Annotated in this window: 13 protein-coding genes and 1 pseudogene; 4 read left to right on the forward strand and 10 right to left on the reverse strand. The window is 72.4% G+C overall.

Features of this window, described 5'->3' with window-relative positions; genetic code table 11:
- Positions 1 to 204: 204 nt before the first annotated feature.
- From H0S67_RS21200 to H0S67_RS21220, 5 genes and pseudogenes are all read right to left on the reverse strand, one after another.
- A complete protein-coding gene (locus H0S67_RS21200) occupies positions 205 to 1,047 on the reverse strand; it encodes a hypothetical protein (RefSeq protein ID WP_180934662.1) in 843 nt (280 codons plus the stop codon).
- Between the two features lie 88 nt (positions 1,048 to 1,135).
- On the reverse strand, positions 1,136 to 3,721 hold the full coding sequence (gene clpB / locus H0S67_RS21205) for an ATP-dependent chaperone ClpB (protein WP_180934663.1): 2,586 nt from the start codon (positions 3,719 to 3,721) through the stop codon (positions 1,136 to 1,138).
- 130 nt (positions 3,722 to 3,851) lie between these two features.
- A pseudogene (locus H0S67_RS21210) lies at positions 3,852 to 5,353 on the reverse strand (cobyric acid synthase).
- Between the two features lie 19 nt (positions 5,354 to 5,372).
- A complete protein-coding gene (locus H0S67_RS23970; RefSeq protein WP_219635373.1) occupies positions 5,373 to 6,326 on the reverse strand; it encodes an Abi-alpha family protein in 954 nt (317 codons plus the stop codon).
- Positions 6,323 to 7,624: a DUF445 domain-containing protein gene (locus H0S67_RS21220; RefSeq protein WP_180937039.1), complete on the reverse strand. Its 1,302-nt coding sequence runs from the start codon at positions 7,622 to 7,624 to the stop codon at positions 6,323 to 6,325. Before H0S67_RS21220 ends, H0S67_RS23970 begins: the two co-directional genes overlap by 4 nt.
- Positions 7,625 to 7,779: 155 nt before the next feature.
- On the opposite strand from H0S67_RS21220, the gene H0S67_RS21225 reads away from it, so the two are divergent.
- On the forward strand, positions 7,780 to 8,580 hold the full coding sequence (locus H0S67_RS21225; protein ID WP_180934664.1) for a pentapeptide repeat-containing protein: 801 nt from the start codon (positions 7,780 to 7,782) through the stop codon (positions 8,578 to 8,580).
- A gap of 269 nt (positions 8,581 to 8,849) precedes the next feature.
- A complete protein-coding gene (locus tag H0S67_RS21230) occupies positions 8,850 to 9,542 on the forward strand; it encodes a hypothetical protein (RefSeq protein WP_180934665.1) in 693 nt (230 codons plus the stop codon).
- A 20-nt stretch (positions 9,543 to 9,562) separates the two neighbouring features.
- On the opposite strand, the gene H0S67_RS21235 is transcribed toward H0S67_RS21230, so the two are convergent.
- The 4 genes from H0S67_RS21235 to dnaK are packed head-to-tail and all read right to left on the reverse strand — an operon-like array spanning position 9,563 to position 13,699.
- Positions 9,563 to 10,015 carry a heat shock protein transcriptional repressor HspR gene (locus tag H0S67_RS21235; protein ID WP_180934666.1) on the reverse strand — a complete coding sequence of 151 codons (453 nt, stop codon included), beginning with the start codon at positions 10,013 to 10,015 and terminating at the stop codon, positions 9,563 to 9,565.
- Positions 10,015 to 11,196 (reverse strand): molecular chaperone DnaJ, encoded by a 1,182-nt coding sequence (gene dnaJ / locus H0S67_RS21240; RefSeq protein ID WP_180934667.1) that lies wholly within the window; start codon positions 11,194 to 11,196, stop codon positions 10,015 to 10,017. The genes H0S67_RS21235 and dnaJ overlap by 1 nt, the downstream gene beginning before the upstream one ends.
- A gap of 38 nt (positions 11,197 to 11,234) precedes the next feature.
- Positions 11,235 to 11,843, reverse strand: a complete 609-nt coding sequence (gene grpE, locus H0S67_RS21245; RefSeq protein WP_246354941.1) for a nucleotide exchange factor GrpE — start codon at positions 11,841 to 11,843, stop codon at positions 11,235 to 11,237.
- On the reverse strand, positions 11,840 to 13,699 hold the full coding sequence (gene dnaK, locus H0S67_RS21250; protein ID WP_180934668.1) for a molecular chaperone DnaK: 1,860 nt from the start codon (positions 13,697 to 13,699) through the stop codon (positions 11,840 to 11,842). Before dnaK ends, grpE begins: the two co-directional genes overlap by 4 nt.
- 289 nt (positions 13,700 to 13,988) lie before the next feature.
- On the opposite strand from dnaK, the gene H0S67_RS21255 reads away from it, so the two are divergent.
- A complete protein-coding gene (locus H0S67_RS21255) occupies positions 13,989 to 14,834 on the forward strand; it encodes an aldo/keto reductase (RefSeq protein WP_180934669.1) in 846 nt (281 codons plus the stop codon).
- Positions 14,835 to 14,938: 104 nt separating this feature from the next.
- Here H0S67_RS21255 and H0S67_RS21260 read toward each other — a convergent pair whose 3' ends face one another.
- Entirely contained in the window at positions 14,939 to 15,403 is a 465-nt protein-coding gene (locus H0S67_RS21260; RefSeq protein WP_180934670.1) for a MarR family winged helix-turn-helix transcriptional regulator, read from the reverse strand.
- Between the two features lie 71 nt (positions 15,404 to 15,474).
- Here H0S67_RS21260 and H0S67_RS21265 point away from each other — a divergent pair, with 71 nt between their 5' ends.
- On the forward strand, positions 15,475 to 16,443 hold the full coding sequence (locus H0S67_RS21265; protein WP_246354942.1) for an EamA family transporter: 969 nt from the start codon (positions 15,475 to 15,477) through the stop codon (positions 16,441 to 16,443).
- Positions 16,444 to 16,450 lie beyond the last annotated feature (7 nt).

A 16,450-nucleotide genomic window follows, 5' to 3' on the forward strand; every position in this document is an offset into this window, starting at 1 on the left:
CGCCCGGGTGCGTCGTACCACGCGCGCACCTCGGGCGGACCAGCAGCGCGAGCGTGACCACGCTCGCCGCCAGGGGAACGACCACCAGGAACTGGCCGAGGGTCGCGAACAGGCAGCAGGCGACCGATCCGGCGGCCGAGACCACCAGGGCGGCCCGTGCCCAGCGCACCCGTCGGAACGCCAGCACCGCGACGACGACGGCGATCAGGGACCAGGCGGCCACCACTCCCCGATCACGAAGGTGGCGGAGCGGAGGGTGGCGTCGGAGACGCCGGTCGCGGCCAGGTCGGGGTTCTGCCGGTGCAGCTCGTCGAAGACCAGGCCGGGGCTGGTCGCCAGCATGGTGATGCTCAGCCCCATCACGAGCAGGGCCAGTCCGGCGAAGACCCAGGTCAGGAGGCACGCCCAGACCACACCCGGCGGACGCACGGCCGGGTTGGCCAGGGGCAGGGCCGGCTGCGCGCCGACCCACGCGGGCGGCTGGGTCGACGGCTGGGTCGACGGCTGGGTCGGCGGCTGGTCCGGCGTGGGCGAGGAGGCGGTCGGGGGCAGCGGCGGGGGCCACACGGCCGCGGGCTTCTGCGGCCGGGCCTCCGTCGCGGGCCGCGACTCCCGCACCACCCCGTCGAACCAGTCGCGCGCCGGCTGGAACCACAGCATCACCGCGGAGGCCGCGACCACCGACGACACGAAGCCGCCGGAGATCAGGCCGCTCACGAACAGCGGCGCCGCCAGCACGGTGAGGGCGATGCGGGCGCTGCGGCTGCGCTGCAGCACCTGGTAGCCCAGGATCGCCGCCGCGGTGGCGCACCCGGCCGCGACCATGCAGAACACGCGGAGCGCGTCGAGCACCCCGGAGACGCCCACCCCGAGCCCGTCACCGGGCGGCTCGGACAGGAACTTCTCGACCGCCTGCCGGGTCTCGAGGCTGTGCAGGCCCGACATCCGCTCGAAGACGGTCAGCACGACGAGCACCGAGCCGCCCATGATCAGCCAGGCGGCCAGGGTCACCTGGCGTGGGCGGGTCGGCGCGGGAGGCGTGGTCATGGACCCCATTCCACCAAACCTGCGGTCGCGCCCCGGCATCGGCGGCTCGCCGGGACGGGGCGCGACCTCCAGGTTAGGCAGAAAAGGGTCAGGCGGACAGGGTCAGTCCGTCGGCGCCGCGGTCGACGGTGACCCGGTCGCCGTCGGTGACCTCGCCGGCGATCAGCATCCGGGCGAGGGAGTCGCCGATCGCGCTCTGGATCAGGCGGCGCAGCGGGCGGGCGCCGTACGCCGGGTCGTAGCCGGTGTCGGCGAGCCAGGTGCGGGCCGCGTCGGTGACCTCGATCGAGATCCGGCGCGCGGCCAGCCGCTTCTCCAGCAGCGCGAGCTGCAGGTCGACGATGTGGGTCAGCTCCTCGGGCGTGAGGGCGTCGAACATGACGACCTCGTCGAGCCGGTTCAGGAACTCCGGCTTGAACGACGACCGCACGACGGCCATCACTGACTCACGCTTCTTCTCCGGGTCCAGGACCGGGTCGACGAGGAAGTGCGAGCCCAGGTTGCTGGTCAGGATCAGCAGCGTGTTGCGGAAGTCGACCGTGCGGCCCTGACCGTCGGTCAGGCGCCCGTCGTCGAGCACCTGGAGCAGGATGTCGAAGACCTCCGGGTGCGCCTTCTCGACCTCGTCGAGGAGCACGACCGAGTAGGGGCGACGGCGCACCGACTCGGTGAGCTGGCCGCCCTCCTCGTAGCCGACGTAGCCGGGAGGTGCCCCGACCAGGCGCGCGACCGAGTGCTTCTCGGAGTACTCGCTCATGTCGATGCGGACGATCGCCCGCTCGTCGTCGAAGAGGAAGTCGGCGAGCGCCTTGGCCAGCTCGGTCTTGCCGGTGCCGGTCGGCCCGAGGAAGAGGAACGAGCCGGTCGGGCGGTTGGGGTCCGAGATGCCGGCCCGCGAGCGGCGTACGGCGTCGCTGACCGCCTGGACCGCCTGCTTCTGGCCGATCAGCCGCTGGCCGAGAACGGACTCCATCTCGAGCAGCTTGGCGGTCTCGCCCTGCAGCATCCGGCCGGTCGGGATGCCGGTCCAGGCCTCCACGACCTCAGCGACCTGCTCGGCGCCGACCTCCTCGCCGACGAGCGGCTCGACGTCGGACTTCTCGGCGGCGACCACCGCGTGGATCTTCTTCTCCAGCGCCGGGATCGACTCGTAGTTGATCCGGCTGGCCGCCTCGAGGTTGCCCTCGCGCAGCAGTCGCTCGGCCTCGATGCGGAGCTGGTCGAGCTGGCGACGCAGCTCGCCCTCGCCCTCGAGGGACTGCTTCTCCTGCTCCCAGCGGGCCTCGAGCCCTCGCAGCTCCTCCTCGCGGTCGGCGAGGTCGGCCTTCAGCCTGTCCAGCCGCTCGACCGAGGCCTCGTCGGACTCCTTCTCCAGCGCGAACTGCTCCATCTTCAGCCGGTCGACCTGGCGGCGCAGCTGGTCGATCTCCTCCGGCGAGGACTCGATCTCCATGCGCAGCCGGGACGCCGCCTCGTCGACGAGGTCGATCGCCTTGTCGGGCAGCTGGCGGCCGGGGATGTAGCGGTCGGAGAGGGTGGCGGCGGCGACCAGCGCGGCGTCGGTGATCCGGACGCCGTGGTGCGCCTCGTACTTCTCCTGGATCCCGCGCAGGATCTGCACGGTGTCCTCGACGCTCGGCTCCCCGATGAAGACCTGCTGGAAGCGGCGCTCGAGGGCGGGATCCTTCTCGATCCGCTCGCGGTACTCGTCCAGCGTGGTGGCGCCGATCATGTGCAGCTCGCCCCGGGCCAGCATCGGCTTGAGCATGTTGCCGGCGTCCATGGCCGAGTCGCCGCCGGCTCCGGCGCCCACGACCGTGTGCAGCTCGTCGATGAACGTGATGATCTGCCCGCCGGCGTCCCGGATCTCCTCGAGGACCGCCTTGAGGCGCTCCTCGAACTCGCCGCGGTACTTCGCGCCCGCGACCATCGCCGCCAGGTCGAGGCTCAGCACGCGTCGGCCCTTGAGCGAGTCCGGCACGTCGCCGGCGACCACGCGCTGGGCCAGGCCCTCGACGACGGCGGTCTTGCCGACGCCGGGCTCGCCGATCAGGACCGGGTTGTTCTTGGTGCGGCGCGAGAGCACCTGCACCACGCGGCGGATCTCGGCGTCGCGGCCGATGACGGGGTCGAGGCGACCGTCCTCGGCCGCCTTCGTCAGGTCGACGGAGTACTTCTCGAGCGCTTCGTACGTCGACTCGGCGTCCTCGCTGGTCACCCGCCGGTTGCCGCGCACCGCGGTCAGGCTCTCCCGCAGGCCCTTCTCGGTGAGGCCGGCGTCGGTGAGGACCTTCTGCGCCGAGCTCTCGATGCCGGCGATCGCGATGAGCAGGTGCTCGGTCGCGACGTAGTCGTCCTTCATGCTGCCGGCGAGGTCGAGGGCCGAGGCCAGCACCCGGGTCAGCGCCGCGGAGGCGCTCGGTTGCTGCACGGTCGAGCCGCTGGCGCGCGGCAGCGCGTTGAGCACTGCTTCGGCCTGGCCGGTGAGCTGCGCGGCGTCGACGCCGGCCTTGGTGACCAGGTTGCGGGCGGTCCCCCCGTCCTGCCGCAGCAGGGCGACGAGGAGGTGGATCGGCTCGGTGTTGGTGTTGCCGGCCGTGGTGGCGGACAGCTGGGCAGCCTCGATCGCCTCGCGGCTGCGGGTGGTGAACTTCTCGGCGCCGAACTGGCTCATGGGCGTGGGGTCTCCTGGGGAACGGTTCCTCGAGGACGGCACCCAGTGTGCTCGTCATGAGGTGCAACGCGCGAGAAGTTGAGTCTGTTCCACTCAACTTTGGTGATTTCCGCTGGTCGGGCGGCCGGCGTCACCCGGCACCGGGCGGGAGCACCGGCAGCCCGGCAGGCGGGCCGGTGAGGGCGAGGTCCAGCAGGGCGTCCACGTCGAGGTGCTCCTCGGCAAGGTCGGCCAGCAGCTCGTAGCGGGCCTCGCGCCGCTCCCCGAACCGCACCCCCGACGGGTGGTACGACGTGCCCGCGGCCGCCGCGGCGAGCCCCAGCCAGGCCTGCCGGAAGCCGTCGGACTCGAGGGTGCCGTGCCACATGGTCCCGAGCACCGCTCCGGCCGCGGCGCCGCCCGGGAACTCCTCGGCCTCCCGCCCGCGGGTGACCCGACCGTGGTGGATCTCGTAGCCGCGGACCTCCTCGCCCAGGGCCGACCCGCGCGGCAGCGCCAGGATCTTGCCGGGCTCGAAGACGGTGGCCACGTCGAGCAGGCCGAGCCCCGGCACCTCGGCGCCCGCCGGCCCCTCGACGCCAGCCGGGTCGGCGACGGTGCGGCCGAGCATCTGGAACCCGCCACAGATGCCGAGGACCGGCCGGCCCGCGGCGGCGTGCCCGAGCACCGCCCGGTCCAGGCCCCGCTCACGCAGCCAGGCCAGGTCCGCCAGGGTGGCCCGGGTGCCGGGCAGGACCACGACGTCGGCCCCGGCCATGGCCCGCGGCTCGGCCGCGAAGACCACGTCGACGGCCGGCTCGAGCCCGAGCGCGTCGACGTCGGTGAAGTTGCTGATCCGCGGCAGCCGGACCACGGCGACGCGCAGGGTCGGGCCGGAGCCCTCGTCGGCCCGCCGGCCGCCCAGGTCGAGCGCGTCCTCGGAGTCCAGCCACAGGTCCGGGTGCCACGGGAGCACGCCGTGCACCGGCCGCCCGGTCAGGTCGCGCAGCCGCTCGAGCCCCGGAGCCAGGAGCCCCAGGTCGCCGCGGAACTTGTTGACCACCCAGCCCGCCACCAGCCGCTGGTCGTCGGCGTCGAGGAGCGCGAGCGTGCCGAACATCGAGGCGAAGACACCACCCGGTCGATGTCGCCCACGACCACGGTCGGGATCCGGCCGTGCCGGGCCAGCCCCAGGTTCACGAAGTCGCCGGCGCGCAGGTTGATCTCGGTGGGACTGCCGGCGCCCTCGGCGACCACCACGTCGTACCGGCCGGTCAGGTCGTCGTACGCCGCGAACGCCGCGTCCCGCAGGTGGGTCCTGCCGCCGAGGAAGTCGGCGGCGCGCAGGTCCCCCGCCGGCTGCCCCATCACCACGACGTGGCTGCGCCGGTCGCTGCCGGGCTTGAGCAGCACCGGGTTCATCGCCGGCTCGGGCACGGCGCGGGCAGCGAGGGCCTGGCTCCACTGGGCGCGCCCGATCTCGGCGGTGTCGCCCTCGGGGGAGAGGCAGACCATGGAGTTGTTGGACATGTTCTGCGCCTTGAACGGCGCCACCCGGACACCGCGCCGGGCGAACGCGCGGCACAGGGCGGTCGTGACCACGGTCTTCCCGGCGTCCGACGTCGTCCCGGCGACCAGCAGCGAACCACGCACCGCCGCACCGTAGCGGCCCTCAGGCGTTGGGCGGCTCGCCCCCCTCGGGCTCCGGGGGCGGGGCGTGCTCGGGGAAGTCGGTCGCGGCGACGGACTCGTCGACCAGGCAGGTCCGGCAGAAGTCCTCGCCGAAGGGCGTGAGGTGGATGCTGCGCCGGACGATCTTGGCGAACTTCACCGAGTGCACCGCCGCGAGCACGTCCGGCTGCGCCTCGACGACCTGGTAGTCCATCGGGTCGCGCAGCGACTCCCGGGAGAACCACACCAGGCCGAGCCGGAAGAGGTTGTTGAGGTACGCCGGCACCTGGTCGAGGTGGCGGCAGCCGGCCCGCGCGCCGATCATCGAGAGCCCGGGGGCGACGAGCTGGCTGTTCACCATCCCGATCGGGCCGCCGGTGCGGACGTCGACGCTCGGCTGCGGTCCGCCCTGGAGCAGGAGCAGCAGGATCCGCGCCTCGTCGGGGGCGAGCTCGTCGAGGATCCGTTCGTACGCCGGGTGGCCGACGTCGGTGCTCCACACGTCGCGGGAGCGTTCGAGCAGCTCGGCCCCCCGCTGCCGCAGCGACGCCATCGTGTCGGTCGTCGGAGGGGCCCGGTCCCCGGCCGGGTCGGGCGGATCGGCCAGCTCACCGAGCGACTCCCCCGCCGACATCAGCGCCCGCGAGATCGGGACCCCCGAGGTCACCGACCGGGCCAGGTCACCGATCACGGTGGCGGCCTCGGTCGCGTCCCGGGCGAGGGAGGCCGCCTCGGACGGGTCGGTCACCGCGCGCGCCATCCGCCGGCCGGCGCGGGCCGACGTGCGCACGCCCCACTCGGTGGTGTGCCACCAGGCCGAGGCCGCCACCCGGGCCAGCCCCGGCAACGCCTCCACGGCCGGCGCGACCGACTCGGGCAGCGCTGGCAGCCGCTGGACCGGCGGCACCGTCCCGTCGCGCTCCACCTCGGGGACGTCGTCGTGCTCCTGGGTCATCCGCCCACCCCGAAGAGCCACAGGTGCAGGAACCCGCCGGCCAGGCCCATGATCGCCCCGTGGGCGTACAGCATCCACTCGTCCTCCCGGATCGCGGCCCGCATCATCTCGACGAAGTCGCGCGGCGGCAGCTCCTTGGTGCGGGTGGCCACGAGGTGCTGGATCCGGTCGGCCTGGCGACGACTGAAGGCGGGGTCCTTGAACGGCGTGAGGGTGCGACCGACGGCCTCACGGGCCACCGACTCGCGGATGGTGTCGAACCTGCTGGGCCCGACGGCGACCCGGACAGCGGCGCGCGCCGGACCCGCGGCCTTGTCGATCGCGGGCTTGAGCGCGGTGGCGAGCATCTGCCGGGTGCGGTCGCCTCGCGGCCCGTCGAGCAGGAAGTCGCCGATCCGCTCGAGGGTGATCACGTCGTCGGCGATGATCCGCGCGTAGACCTCAGCGGCCTCGTCCTGGCGGCGCAGGAAGAGCCCGTGCACCTTGATGCCGAGGATCCGGCGCGGCTCCGGCGGCTCGAAGATCAGCCACATCCCGAGCGCGTTGGTGATCCAGCCGACGACCACCCCCAGCAGCGGCAGCAGCCACCACTCGCCGAAGAGGCTGTCGACGACCGCCACGGGGATGCCGAGAAGGAAGCCGAAGACGAACCCGAAGGCCACCATGAGGTTCAGCTCGCGCTGGCCGAAGTCGCGGAAGATCCGCACCACCAGCGACGGGTTGGCCCGGAAGTGGTCGATGACCATGATCTTGGGGTCGAGCAGCTGGTCGATGTGGATCCCGATCTCGTCGGTGACCCGACCCACGACCGCCGGCAGCTGGGTCTGGACCCGCTCGACCACGGCGTCGCGCACCGGCCGGGGCAGGTCGCGCCACAGCCGCGGGTGCTCGCGGCGCATCACGTCGTCGACCAGCTGCGGGATCTCCGGGCGGAACACGGTGACGATGTGCTCGGCGATCCGGTCGGGCTCGAGCTGCTGGTAGAACTCCCCGGGCGTCCCGAGCTTGGCGATCGCCTTGTCGACGGCGATGCTGCCCATCTTGGCGGCCCGGGCGGGGATGATCCCCTGCCAGCCGACCCCGCCCTGGAGCAGGCCCGGGACCTCCTGGAGCTTCCGGGGCAGCACCGCGGCAAGCTCGCGCATGCCGGGGATCCGCACGCCGTGGAAGCGCACCGGCTTGAAGAGCATCACCAGGCCCGACCAGTTGATCAGCCAGCCGACGATACCGGTGAAGAGCGGGATGGTGGCGAAGTGCAGCCAGTCCACACCGGCGGCCCACGCACCCAGCCACTCCATCGTCACCTCTCGGGTCTACCCCGTCGCGGGCCGTTCCAATCGAGCGAGGGTAGCCACTGGACTTTACATCTGTACATAGGTTGTCAAGCGGCGCTGGTCACAGTCGCGGACCACCGGAGGGGCCGCACCACCGACCGGGCTGCGAGGATGCCCGGGTGCCGACGACCTCCCCCGAACCCGAGCTCACGGCCGACTGCTCGCGCTGCTTCGCCCTGTGCTGCGTGCTGCTGCCCTACCGGCGCGACGCGGGCTTCGGCGCCGACAAGGCGGGCGGGGTGCCCTGCCACCACCTGCGCGCCGACGACCGTTGCGGGATCCACGCCGACCTACGCGAGCGGGGCTGGTCCGGGTGCGCGGTCTTCGACTGCTTCGGGGCCGGCCAGCACGCCTCCCAGGTCACCTACGGCGGTAGGTCGTGGCGCGACCAGGACGACCTCGGCGAGATGGCCGCGGTGCTCTCGGTCCTGCGCCGGGTGCACGAGATGCTCACCCACCTCGGGGAGGTCGGCCGACGGTCTCCCGACCCCGCTGCGGAGGACCTGCGGCAGCGGCTGCTGGAGCTCCGCGACGCGACCCCGGTGGAGCTGCTGACCGCGGACCTCGATCAACTGCACGAGGAGTGTGGCGACCTGCTGGCCGCGGCGAGCCTGCGGGTCCGGGGGCCCCGGGCCCCCGACCTCGCCCGCGCCGACCTCGCCGGGCGGGACCTGCGTGGCCGGGACGTCCGCTCCGCGTGCCTGCGCGGCGCGGTGCTGATCGGCGTCGACCTGCGCGGGCTCGACCTGGGCGCGGCCGACCTGCTCGGCGCGGACCTCCGGGACGCCGACCTCCGGGGCACCGACCTCCGCGACGCACTGTTCCTCACCGGGCCACAGCTGGAGAGCGCACGCGGCGACGTCACCACCACCATCCCGGACGGCCGGCGCCGACCCGCGTCGTGGGCACCGCAGGACTGACTCCGGCGGAACCACGCACCCGACCGGGTCGGGGTGACCGAGCACACCCTGCCCTCGTTTTGACCCCCGGCGCGTCGGCTTGCCACCGTTGAAGACGTCCCCGACCGGTCCGCGACGACGCGGAGGCCGGGATCTGACCGCCAGGCACGGCGTGCGCGGCGAACCGGTGAACTTGCCCGGGTCGCTGCCTCCGGCCTGAGCCCGCCGTGGGGGAGCGAGCCGCATGTGGCCGTCGGCGGGCGCCCTCCCCCACCCCAGGAAGTAGATCCATGTCCCGTTCAGCCAAGCCGTCGAAGCGCGCCCTCGCGGCCGTCCCGCTTCTCTACGCTGCCCTGACCGTCCTCCAGATGGCCGTCCCGCCCCTCGGCCTCGAGGAGCCCGCCGCGGCCGCCGGTGCGTCCCCGAGCACCTCGGCCACCACCCAGCGGTCCGCCGGACCTTCCTCTGAACGGTCGACCGATCGCTCGGCCGGGCCGACTGCCGAGCAGCAGCAGGTCCGTGCGGCCAAGAGCGCCGGATGCACGATGGCGGGCCTCGCCCGCCGCGCCACGCGCGAGGCCCACATCCCGCTGTACGTCGGCTGCGCGTTCCTGGCGCAGGAGACCGGTGGTGGCCGCAACGTGTTCGGCAGCGACCCGACGGTCTTCGCCGGGGCCGGCGAGGTCACGAAGTCGAAGTACCTCGCCTACAAGGACGTCCGCCGGCGCACCGGCGAGATGCAGGGCGTCGGGCCGATGCAGCTGACCTGGCCGACGTACCAGGACGCGGCCGACCGGCTCGGCGGCGCCTGGAAGCCCTACCCCAACATGCTCGTCGGCTTCCGCCACCTCGCCGCGCTGCACCGCGCCTGCGGCAGCTGGACCGCCGCCGCGCACGAGTACAACGGCGGCGGCCCGGCGGCCGACGCGTACGCCGCACAGATGGCCGCGCGCTTCGACCACCTGCGCGACGTCATCGGCTGACCGACCCACCGGGAGGCGGGTCAGCGGTTGTTGCGGCGCCAGACGACCAGGGACTGGCCGGGGGTCGGCTGCCGCAGCACCGGGAGCCGGTTCACCGGCGCCGGGACGTCCCCGTCGCCGCGGCGCACGACCAGCGCCTGGCGCAGCGCCTCGCGGGTGGCCTCGAGCTCGGCCACCAGCTCCTCGTTGCGCTGGGCCAGCGCGGTCACGTGGTTCTGCAGGTCCAGGATGCGGCGCACCCCCTCCAGGCCGATGCCGGAGGAGGTCAGGTCCGCGATCTGGCGGAGCAGCTCGATGTCGGTGTGCGAGTAGCGACGGCCGCCGCCGCCGGTGCGGCCCGGGGTGATCAGGCCGAGCCGCTCGTAGGCGCGCAGGGTCTGCGGGTGCAGGCCGGTCAGCTCGGCGGCCACGCTGATGACGTAGACCGCCGCATCGGGGCCGGGGGCCCTGAAGTCGCGCGCGCCGCCCTTCATCACGAGCCCTCGAAGAGGTTCGCGCGCAGCGGCTTCCCGGCGGTGGCGGCCCGGTAGGCCTCGACCGCCTCGCGGGCCGCGGCGTCGAGCACCGCCGGCACCTGGACCTCGACGGTGGCGAGCAGGTCGCCCATGGTGCCGTCGGACTTGCGGGCGCCCTTGCCCCGCACCCGGAAGGTACGGCCGTTGGGGGTGCCCGCCGGGATCTTCAGCGTCACCGGCGCGCCGGACAGGGTGGGGACCTTGATCTCCGCCCCCAGCGCGGCCTCGTCGAAGGACACCGGCACGTCGAGCGTGAGGTTGTCCCCCTTGCGACCGAAGACGCGGTGCGGCGAGACCTTCACGGTGACGAAGAGGTCACCGGCCGGGCCGCCGTTCTCGCCGGCGGCGCCCTTGCCCCGCACCCGGATCTTCTGGCCGTCCTTGACGCCGGCGGGGATCCGGGCCTGGATCGAGCGCGCCGACAGGCCGCGGCCGCTGCCGTGGCAGGTCGGGCAGGGCTCGTCGTAGACCAGCTGGCGACCGCCGCAGGCCGGGCACGTCTCATTCATCGAGAACGCGCCGCCGACCGAGGCGACCACGAAGCCGGCCCCGTCGCACTCGGGACACACGTGCGGCTTGGTCCCGGGCTTGCCGCCGGTGCCCGCACAGTCGGGGCAGGGCGCGTCGGAGGTGAGCCGCAGCGAGATCGTGACGCCCTCGAGGGCGTCGGTGAAGCTGATCGTCGCCGAGGTCTCGACGTCGGCGCCCTTCTGAGGCCGGCGTTGCTGGGTCCGCTGCCGGCCACCGCCGAAGAGGTCGCCGAACATGTCCCCGAAGCCGCCGCCCCCGCCGGCGCGCTCGCGCAGCAGGTCGTTCAGGTCGAACCCGCCCGCGCCGCCGCCCCCGCCGCCGAAGCCGCCGGGGAACCCGCCCCGGAAGCCTCCGCCGGCGTAGAGCTCGCGCATCTCGTCGTACTTCTTGCGCTTCTCGGGGTCGCCGACGACGTCGTAGGCCTCGGCCACCGCCTTGAACTTGTCGTGCTTGGCGGTGTCCCCGGGGTGGGAGTCGGGGTGGTTGGCGCGCGCCAGCTTGCGATAGGCCTTCTTGATCTCGTCGGCCGTCGCGTCCTTCTTCACACCCAGCTCGGCGTAGAAGTCCTTGTTGGCCCAGTCGGCCCGCATCCCGTCGGTGGCACTCATCCGCGCACCCCCTCTCCTGTCATGTGTCGGTTGACGTTCTACTCGCCCGCGGGGTCGACCACGAGCACCTGGGCGGCGCGTACGACGCGGTCGCCGATGCGGTAGCCGGCCTTGGCGATCACCTTGCACGTCGTCACGCTGACCTCCGGGTCCGCGCCGATGTGCGAGAGCGCCTCGTGCAGGCTCGGGTCGAACGCGTCGCCCACCGCGCCGAACCTGGTCAGGCCGACGTTGGTCACCACCCGCTCGAGCTGGTCGGCCACGGCCTTGAAGCCGCCGTCGACGTCGCCGTGCTCACGGGCGCGGTCGATCGTGTCGAGCACGTCGACGATCGGCGCGAGCGCGGCGTACGTCGCGTTCTCGCGGACCAGCTCCCGGTCACGCTCGACGCGCCGCTTGTAGTTGAGGTACTCGGCCTGGAGTCGCTGGAGGTCGGTGGTCAGGTCGGCCAGGTCGCGGCGGGCCGCGGTCAGGTCGTCCTCGAGCTCGACGTCGCCGTCGCCCTCGGCGGGCGCCTCGACCTCGGTCTCGTTCGCCATCTCGGCGGCCTCGTCCCCGAACGACCCCGGGGCCGGGCCCGTCGAGACCTCGGGGGTCTCGACGGGCTCGGCCGGAGCCTGGGCACCGTCATCGGGTGCACGGGTCACTTGGCGTCACCCTCGCCGGCCTCCGGGGCCTCGTCGACGATCTCGGCGTCCACCACGTCCTCGTCGGCCTCGCCGGAGGCACCGGTGGTGCCACCCGCCGCGGCGGAGTCGGCCTCGGCGGCGGCGTACATCGCCGCGCCCATCTTCTGGCTGGACTCGCCGAGCTTGCTGACGCCGGCCTGGATCTCCTCGGCGGACGCCTCGGCGTTCTCCAGGGTGGCCTTCAGCGCGTCGACGTCGGCCTGCACCTCGGTCTTCACGTCCTCGGGGATCTTCTCGCCGTTCTCCTCGAGGAACTTCTCGGTCGAGTAGACCAGCGAGTCGGCCTGGTTGCGGGTCTCGACGGTCTCGCGACGCTTGGCGTCCTCCTCGGCGTACTGCTCGGCCTCGCGGACCATGCGGTCGATCTCGTCCTTGCCGAGGGCCGAGCCGCCGGAGATCGTCATCGACTGCTCCTTGCCGGAGCCCTGGTCCTTCGCGGAGACGTGCACGATGCCGTTGGCGTCGATGTCGAAGGTGACCTCGATCTTCGGGATGCCCCGGGGAGCCGGCGGCAGGCCGGTCAGCTCGAAGTTGCCGAGCGGCTGGTTCTGCGCCCACATCTGGCGCTCGCCCTGGGCGACCTTGATCTCGACCGACGGCTGGTTGTCGTCGGCGGTGGTGAAGATCTCCGAGCGCTTGGTCGGGATCGTGGTGTTGCGCTCGATCAGCGTGGTCATCACGCCGCCCTTGGTCTCGATGCCCAGGCTCAGCGGGGTGACGTCGAGGAGCAGCACGTCCTTGACCTCGCCCTTGAGGACGCCCGCCTGGAGCGCGGCGCCGACGGCCACGACCTCGTCGGGGTTGACGCCCTTGTTGGGCTCCTTGCCGCCGAGCAGCTGCTTGACCAGCTCGGTGACCGCGGGCATCCGGGTGGAGCCGCCGACCAGCACGACGTGGTCGATCTTGTTGACGTCCACGCCGCCGTCCTTCAGCACCGACTGGAACGGCGCCTTGGTGCGGTCGAGCAGGTCGGAGGTCATCTTCTGGAACTCGCTGCGGGTGAGCTTCTCCTCGAAGTGCAGCGGCCCGGACTCACCGTGGGTGATGTAGGGCAGGTGGATCGTGGTCTCGGAGGACGAGGACAGCTCGATCTTCGCCTTCTCGGCCGCCTCCTGGAGGCGCTGCTTGGCGATCTTGTCGGCGCCGAGGTCGACCCCGTTGTTGTCCTTGAACTTCTTGACCATCCACTCGACGACGCGGGCGTCCCAGTCGTCACCACCGAGGTGGTTGTCACCGGAGGTCGCCTTCACCTCGACGACGCCCTCGCCGATCTCGAGCAGGGACACGTCGAACGTGCCGCCACCGAGGTCGAAGACCAGGATCGTCTGGTCGTCGCCCTTGTCGAGGCCGTAGGCCAGCGCGGCCGCGGTCGGCTCGTTGACGATGCGGGAGACGTTGAGGCCCGCGATCTCGCCGGCCTCCTTGGTCGCCTGGCGCTGCGCGTCGGAGAAGTACGCCGGCACGGTGATCACCGCGTCGGTGACGGGCTCGCCCAGGTAGGCCTCGGCGTCGCGCTTGAGCTTCTGCAGGACGAACGCGCTGATCTGCTGCGCGGTGAAGTCCTTGTCGTCGACCTTCTGCTTCCAGTCGGTGCCCATGTGGCGCTTGACCGAGCGGATGGTCCGGTCGACGTTGGTGACGGCCTGGCGCTTGGCGACCTCACCGACCAGCACCTCGCCGGACTTGGCGAAGGCCACGACCGACGGGGTGGTGCGGGCGCCTTCCGCGTTTGCGATGACGGTGGGTTCGCCACCCTCGAGGACGGCGACGACGCTGTTCGTCGTGCCGAGGTCGATGCCGACCGCACGTGCCATGGGGAATACCTCCGGTTGTGAACCCATCTCTGGGGGTCCTCTTCTGGGACCTGCTTGAGTCTGTGGTGACGCCATCCTGCGCCGATGGCGGCGAGTCTGGCAAACAAGTTGAGTGGGATCAACTCAACTCTGTTCACCCGGCTCAACGAAGGTCCGGCCCGCGTTGTTCCCGGCCTCCGCCCCGGATGACCCCGGCAGTACGCGTGGGATGGTTCACAGTCCCCGCGGGGCCGGCGTACGAAGTCCCCAGGACCGGAATAGCGAGGGGCGGATCGTTGTCATGCCCTCCATGACCGTTCCCACGATCACCCTCAACGACCAGACGACCATCCCGCAGCTCGGCTTCGGGGTCTTCCAGGTGCCGCCGGAGGAGACCGCCGAGACGGTGACCACGGCCTTCGAGGTCGGCTACCGCCACATCGACACCGCGGAGATGTACCAGAACGAGCAGGGCGTCGGCGAGGCGATCAAGGCCTCCGGCATCGGCCGCGACGAGCTCTACGTCACCAGCAAGCTCAACAACGGCTTCCACCGGCCCGACGACGCCCGCCGCGCCTTCGACGCGACCCTGACGGCCCTGGACCTGGACCGGATCGACCTCTTCCTCATCCACTGGCCGCTGCCGACGCTGTACGACGGCGACTTCGTGTCCACGTGGAAGACCCTGGCCGAGTTCGTCGCCGACGGCCGCGCCACCTCCATCGGCGTCTCGAACTTCCAGCCGGCCCACCTCGACCGCATCGTGGCCGAGACCGGTGTCGTGCCCGCCGTGAACCAGATCGAGGTGCACCCCTACTTCACCAACGAGGACGCGCGCGCGGCGTCGATCCGCCACGGCGTCGAGGTCGAGGCGTGGTCCCCGATCGCGCAGGGCAAGGTGCTCGACGACGAGGTCATCAACAAGATCGGCGCGAACTACGGCAAGACCGCCTCGCAGGTCACCCTGCGCTGGCACGTCGAGCGCGGCGACATCGTGTTCCCCAAGTCGATGCGGGAGGAGCGGATGCGCGAGAACTTCGACATCTTCGACTTCACGCTCACCCAGGACGAGGTCGAGGCGATCAGCGCGCTCGACCGCGGCGAGGACGGCCGCAACGGCCCGAACCCGGACACGTTCGACTACGTCCCGGCCTGAGCCACCCCGCTCGTTGAGTTGGGCCGAAATCAGCAGTCAGCTGGGCGAGATTCTCGAAATCTGGCCCAACTCGACGCCGAATCAGGCCCAACTCAACATGCGGATCAGGCGTCGAGGGCCCGGCCCCACACCTCCAGCAGGTGTGCGAGCTGGGCCCTCTGCCGTTCGCTCAGGCTCGCCACCAGCCGGTGCTCGTTGGCCATGTGCGCCTCGAACGCCCGGTCGATGAGCTCCTTGCCCGCGTCGGTGAGCGCGACCACCCGGCCGCGGGCGTCGCGGTCGCTGTGCCGGCGGGTCACCCACCCCTGCTGGACGCAGCGGTCGACCCGCTTCGTCACGGCGCCCGACGACACCATCGTCCAGGCGGCGAGCTCGCTGGGGGTCAGCTCGTACGGCGCCCCGGCGCGACGCAGCGTCGCGAGGACGTCGAACTCGCCCTCACCGAGCCCGAACCGGCTGTAGACGGCGACCAGCTCCTCGGTGAGCCGGCCTGCGAGCCGGTGCAGCCGGCCGATGACGCCCTGGGGGGACACGTCGAGGTCCGGACGCGCGTCGTGCCACTGCGCCATCACCCCCCGACGTGATCGAGATCGCTCACCATGGGCGGAATATACCTTCCGAAGAAACTATTATGCTTTCCATGGAAACTAATCAGGCTCGGCTCGCGCTGATCACGGCGGTCGCCCCCGTCGCGTGGGGCTCGACGTACCTCGTCACCGAGACCTTCCTGCCGCCCGACCGGCCGCTCTTCGCCGCGGTGGTCCGCGCGCTGCCGATCGGGCTGCTCCTGCTGGCCCTCCGCCGGCAGCTGCCGCCCCGCGGCTGGTGGGGGCGCGCGTTCGTCCTGGGCCTGCTCAACATCGGGATGTTCTTCCCGCTGATCTTCCTCGCGGCCTACCACCTCCCCGGCGGGCTGGCGGCCACCCTCCAGGCGACGGCCCCGATGGTCACCATGGCCCTGGCCTGGCCCGGTCTCGGCGAGCGTCCCGGCTCGGCCCGCGTCGGCGCCGCCCTGGTCGGTGCCGTCGGCGTGGCGCTGCTGGTGCTCCGCTCCCCCGGCCACGTGGACGCGGTCGGCCTCGCCGCGGCCTTCGGCTCGGTGCTGGTCTCCGCGCTCGGCTACGTGCTGGTGAAGCGCTGGCCGGCCCCGGTCGACAACCTGACGCTGGTGTCCTGGCAGCTGGTCGTCGGCGGCCTGCTGCTCGTCCCGGTCGCCCTGGTGGTCGAGGGCGCACCTCCGGCGCTCGACCTGCCCGCCGTCGGCGGCTTCCTGTGGCTCGGGCTCGTCGGCACCGGCCTGGCGTACTACTGCTGGTTCCTGGGCCTGCGCAGCATGCCCGCGGGCGTGGTCTCGCTGATCGGGCTGGTGAACCCGGTGGTCGGGACGATGCTCGGCGTCGTCTTCGCCGGCGAGCTCTTCGGCTGGGCCCAGGCGCTGGGCATGCTGCTGGTGCTGGGCGGGGTCCTCGCCGGCCAGCCCGCGTTCCAGGCAGCGGTCCGCAGCGCCCTCGGCGGCCGACGGGCGCGTCCGGCACCTCGGGCCGGCACCGTCGCCGGGCTGCGGCGGGACGCCACCGCGGAGGAACGACGGGCCGCCTCGGCCGCGTGACGCGAAC

The sequence above is a fragment of the Nocardioides ungokensis genome, assembly GCF_013466985.1.
Classification (GTDB): domain Bacteria; phylum Actinomycetota; class Actinomycetes; order Propionibacteriales; family Nocardioidaceae; genus Nocardioides; species Nocardioides ungokensis.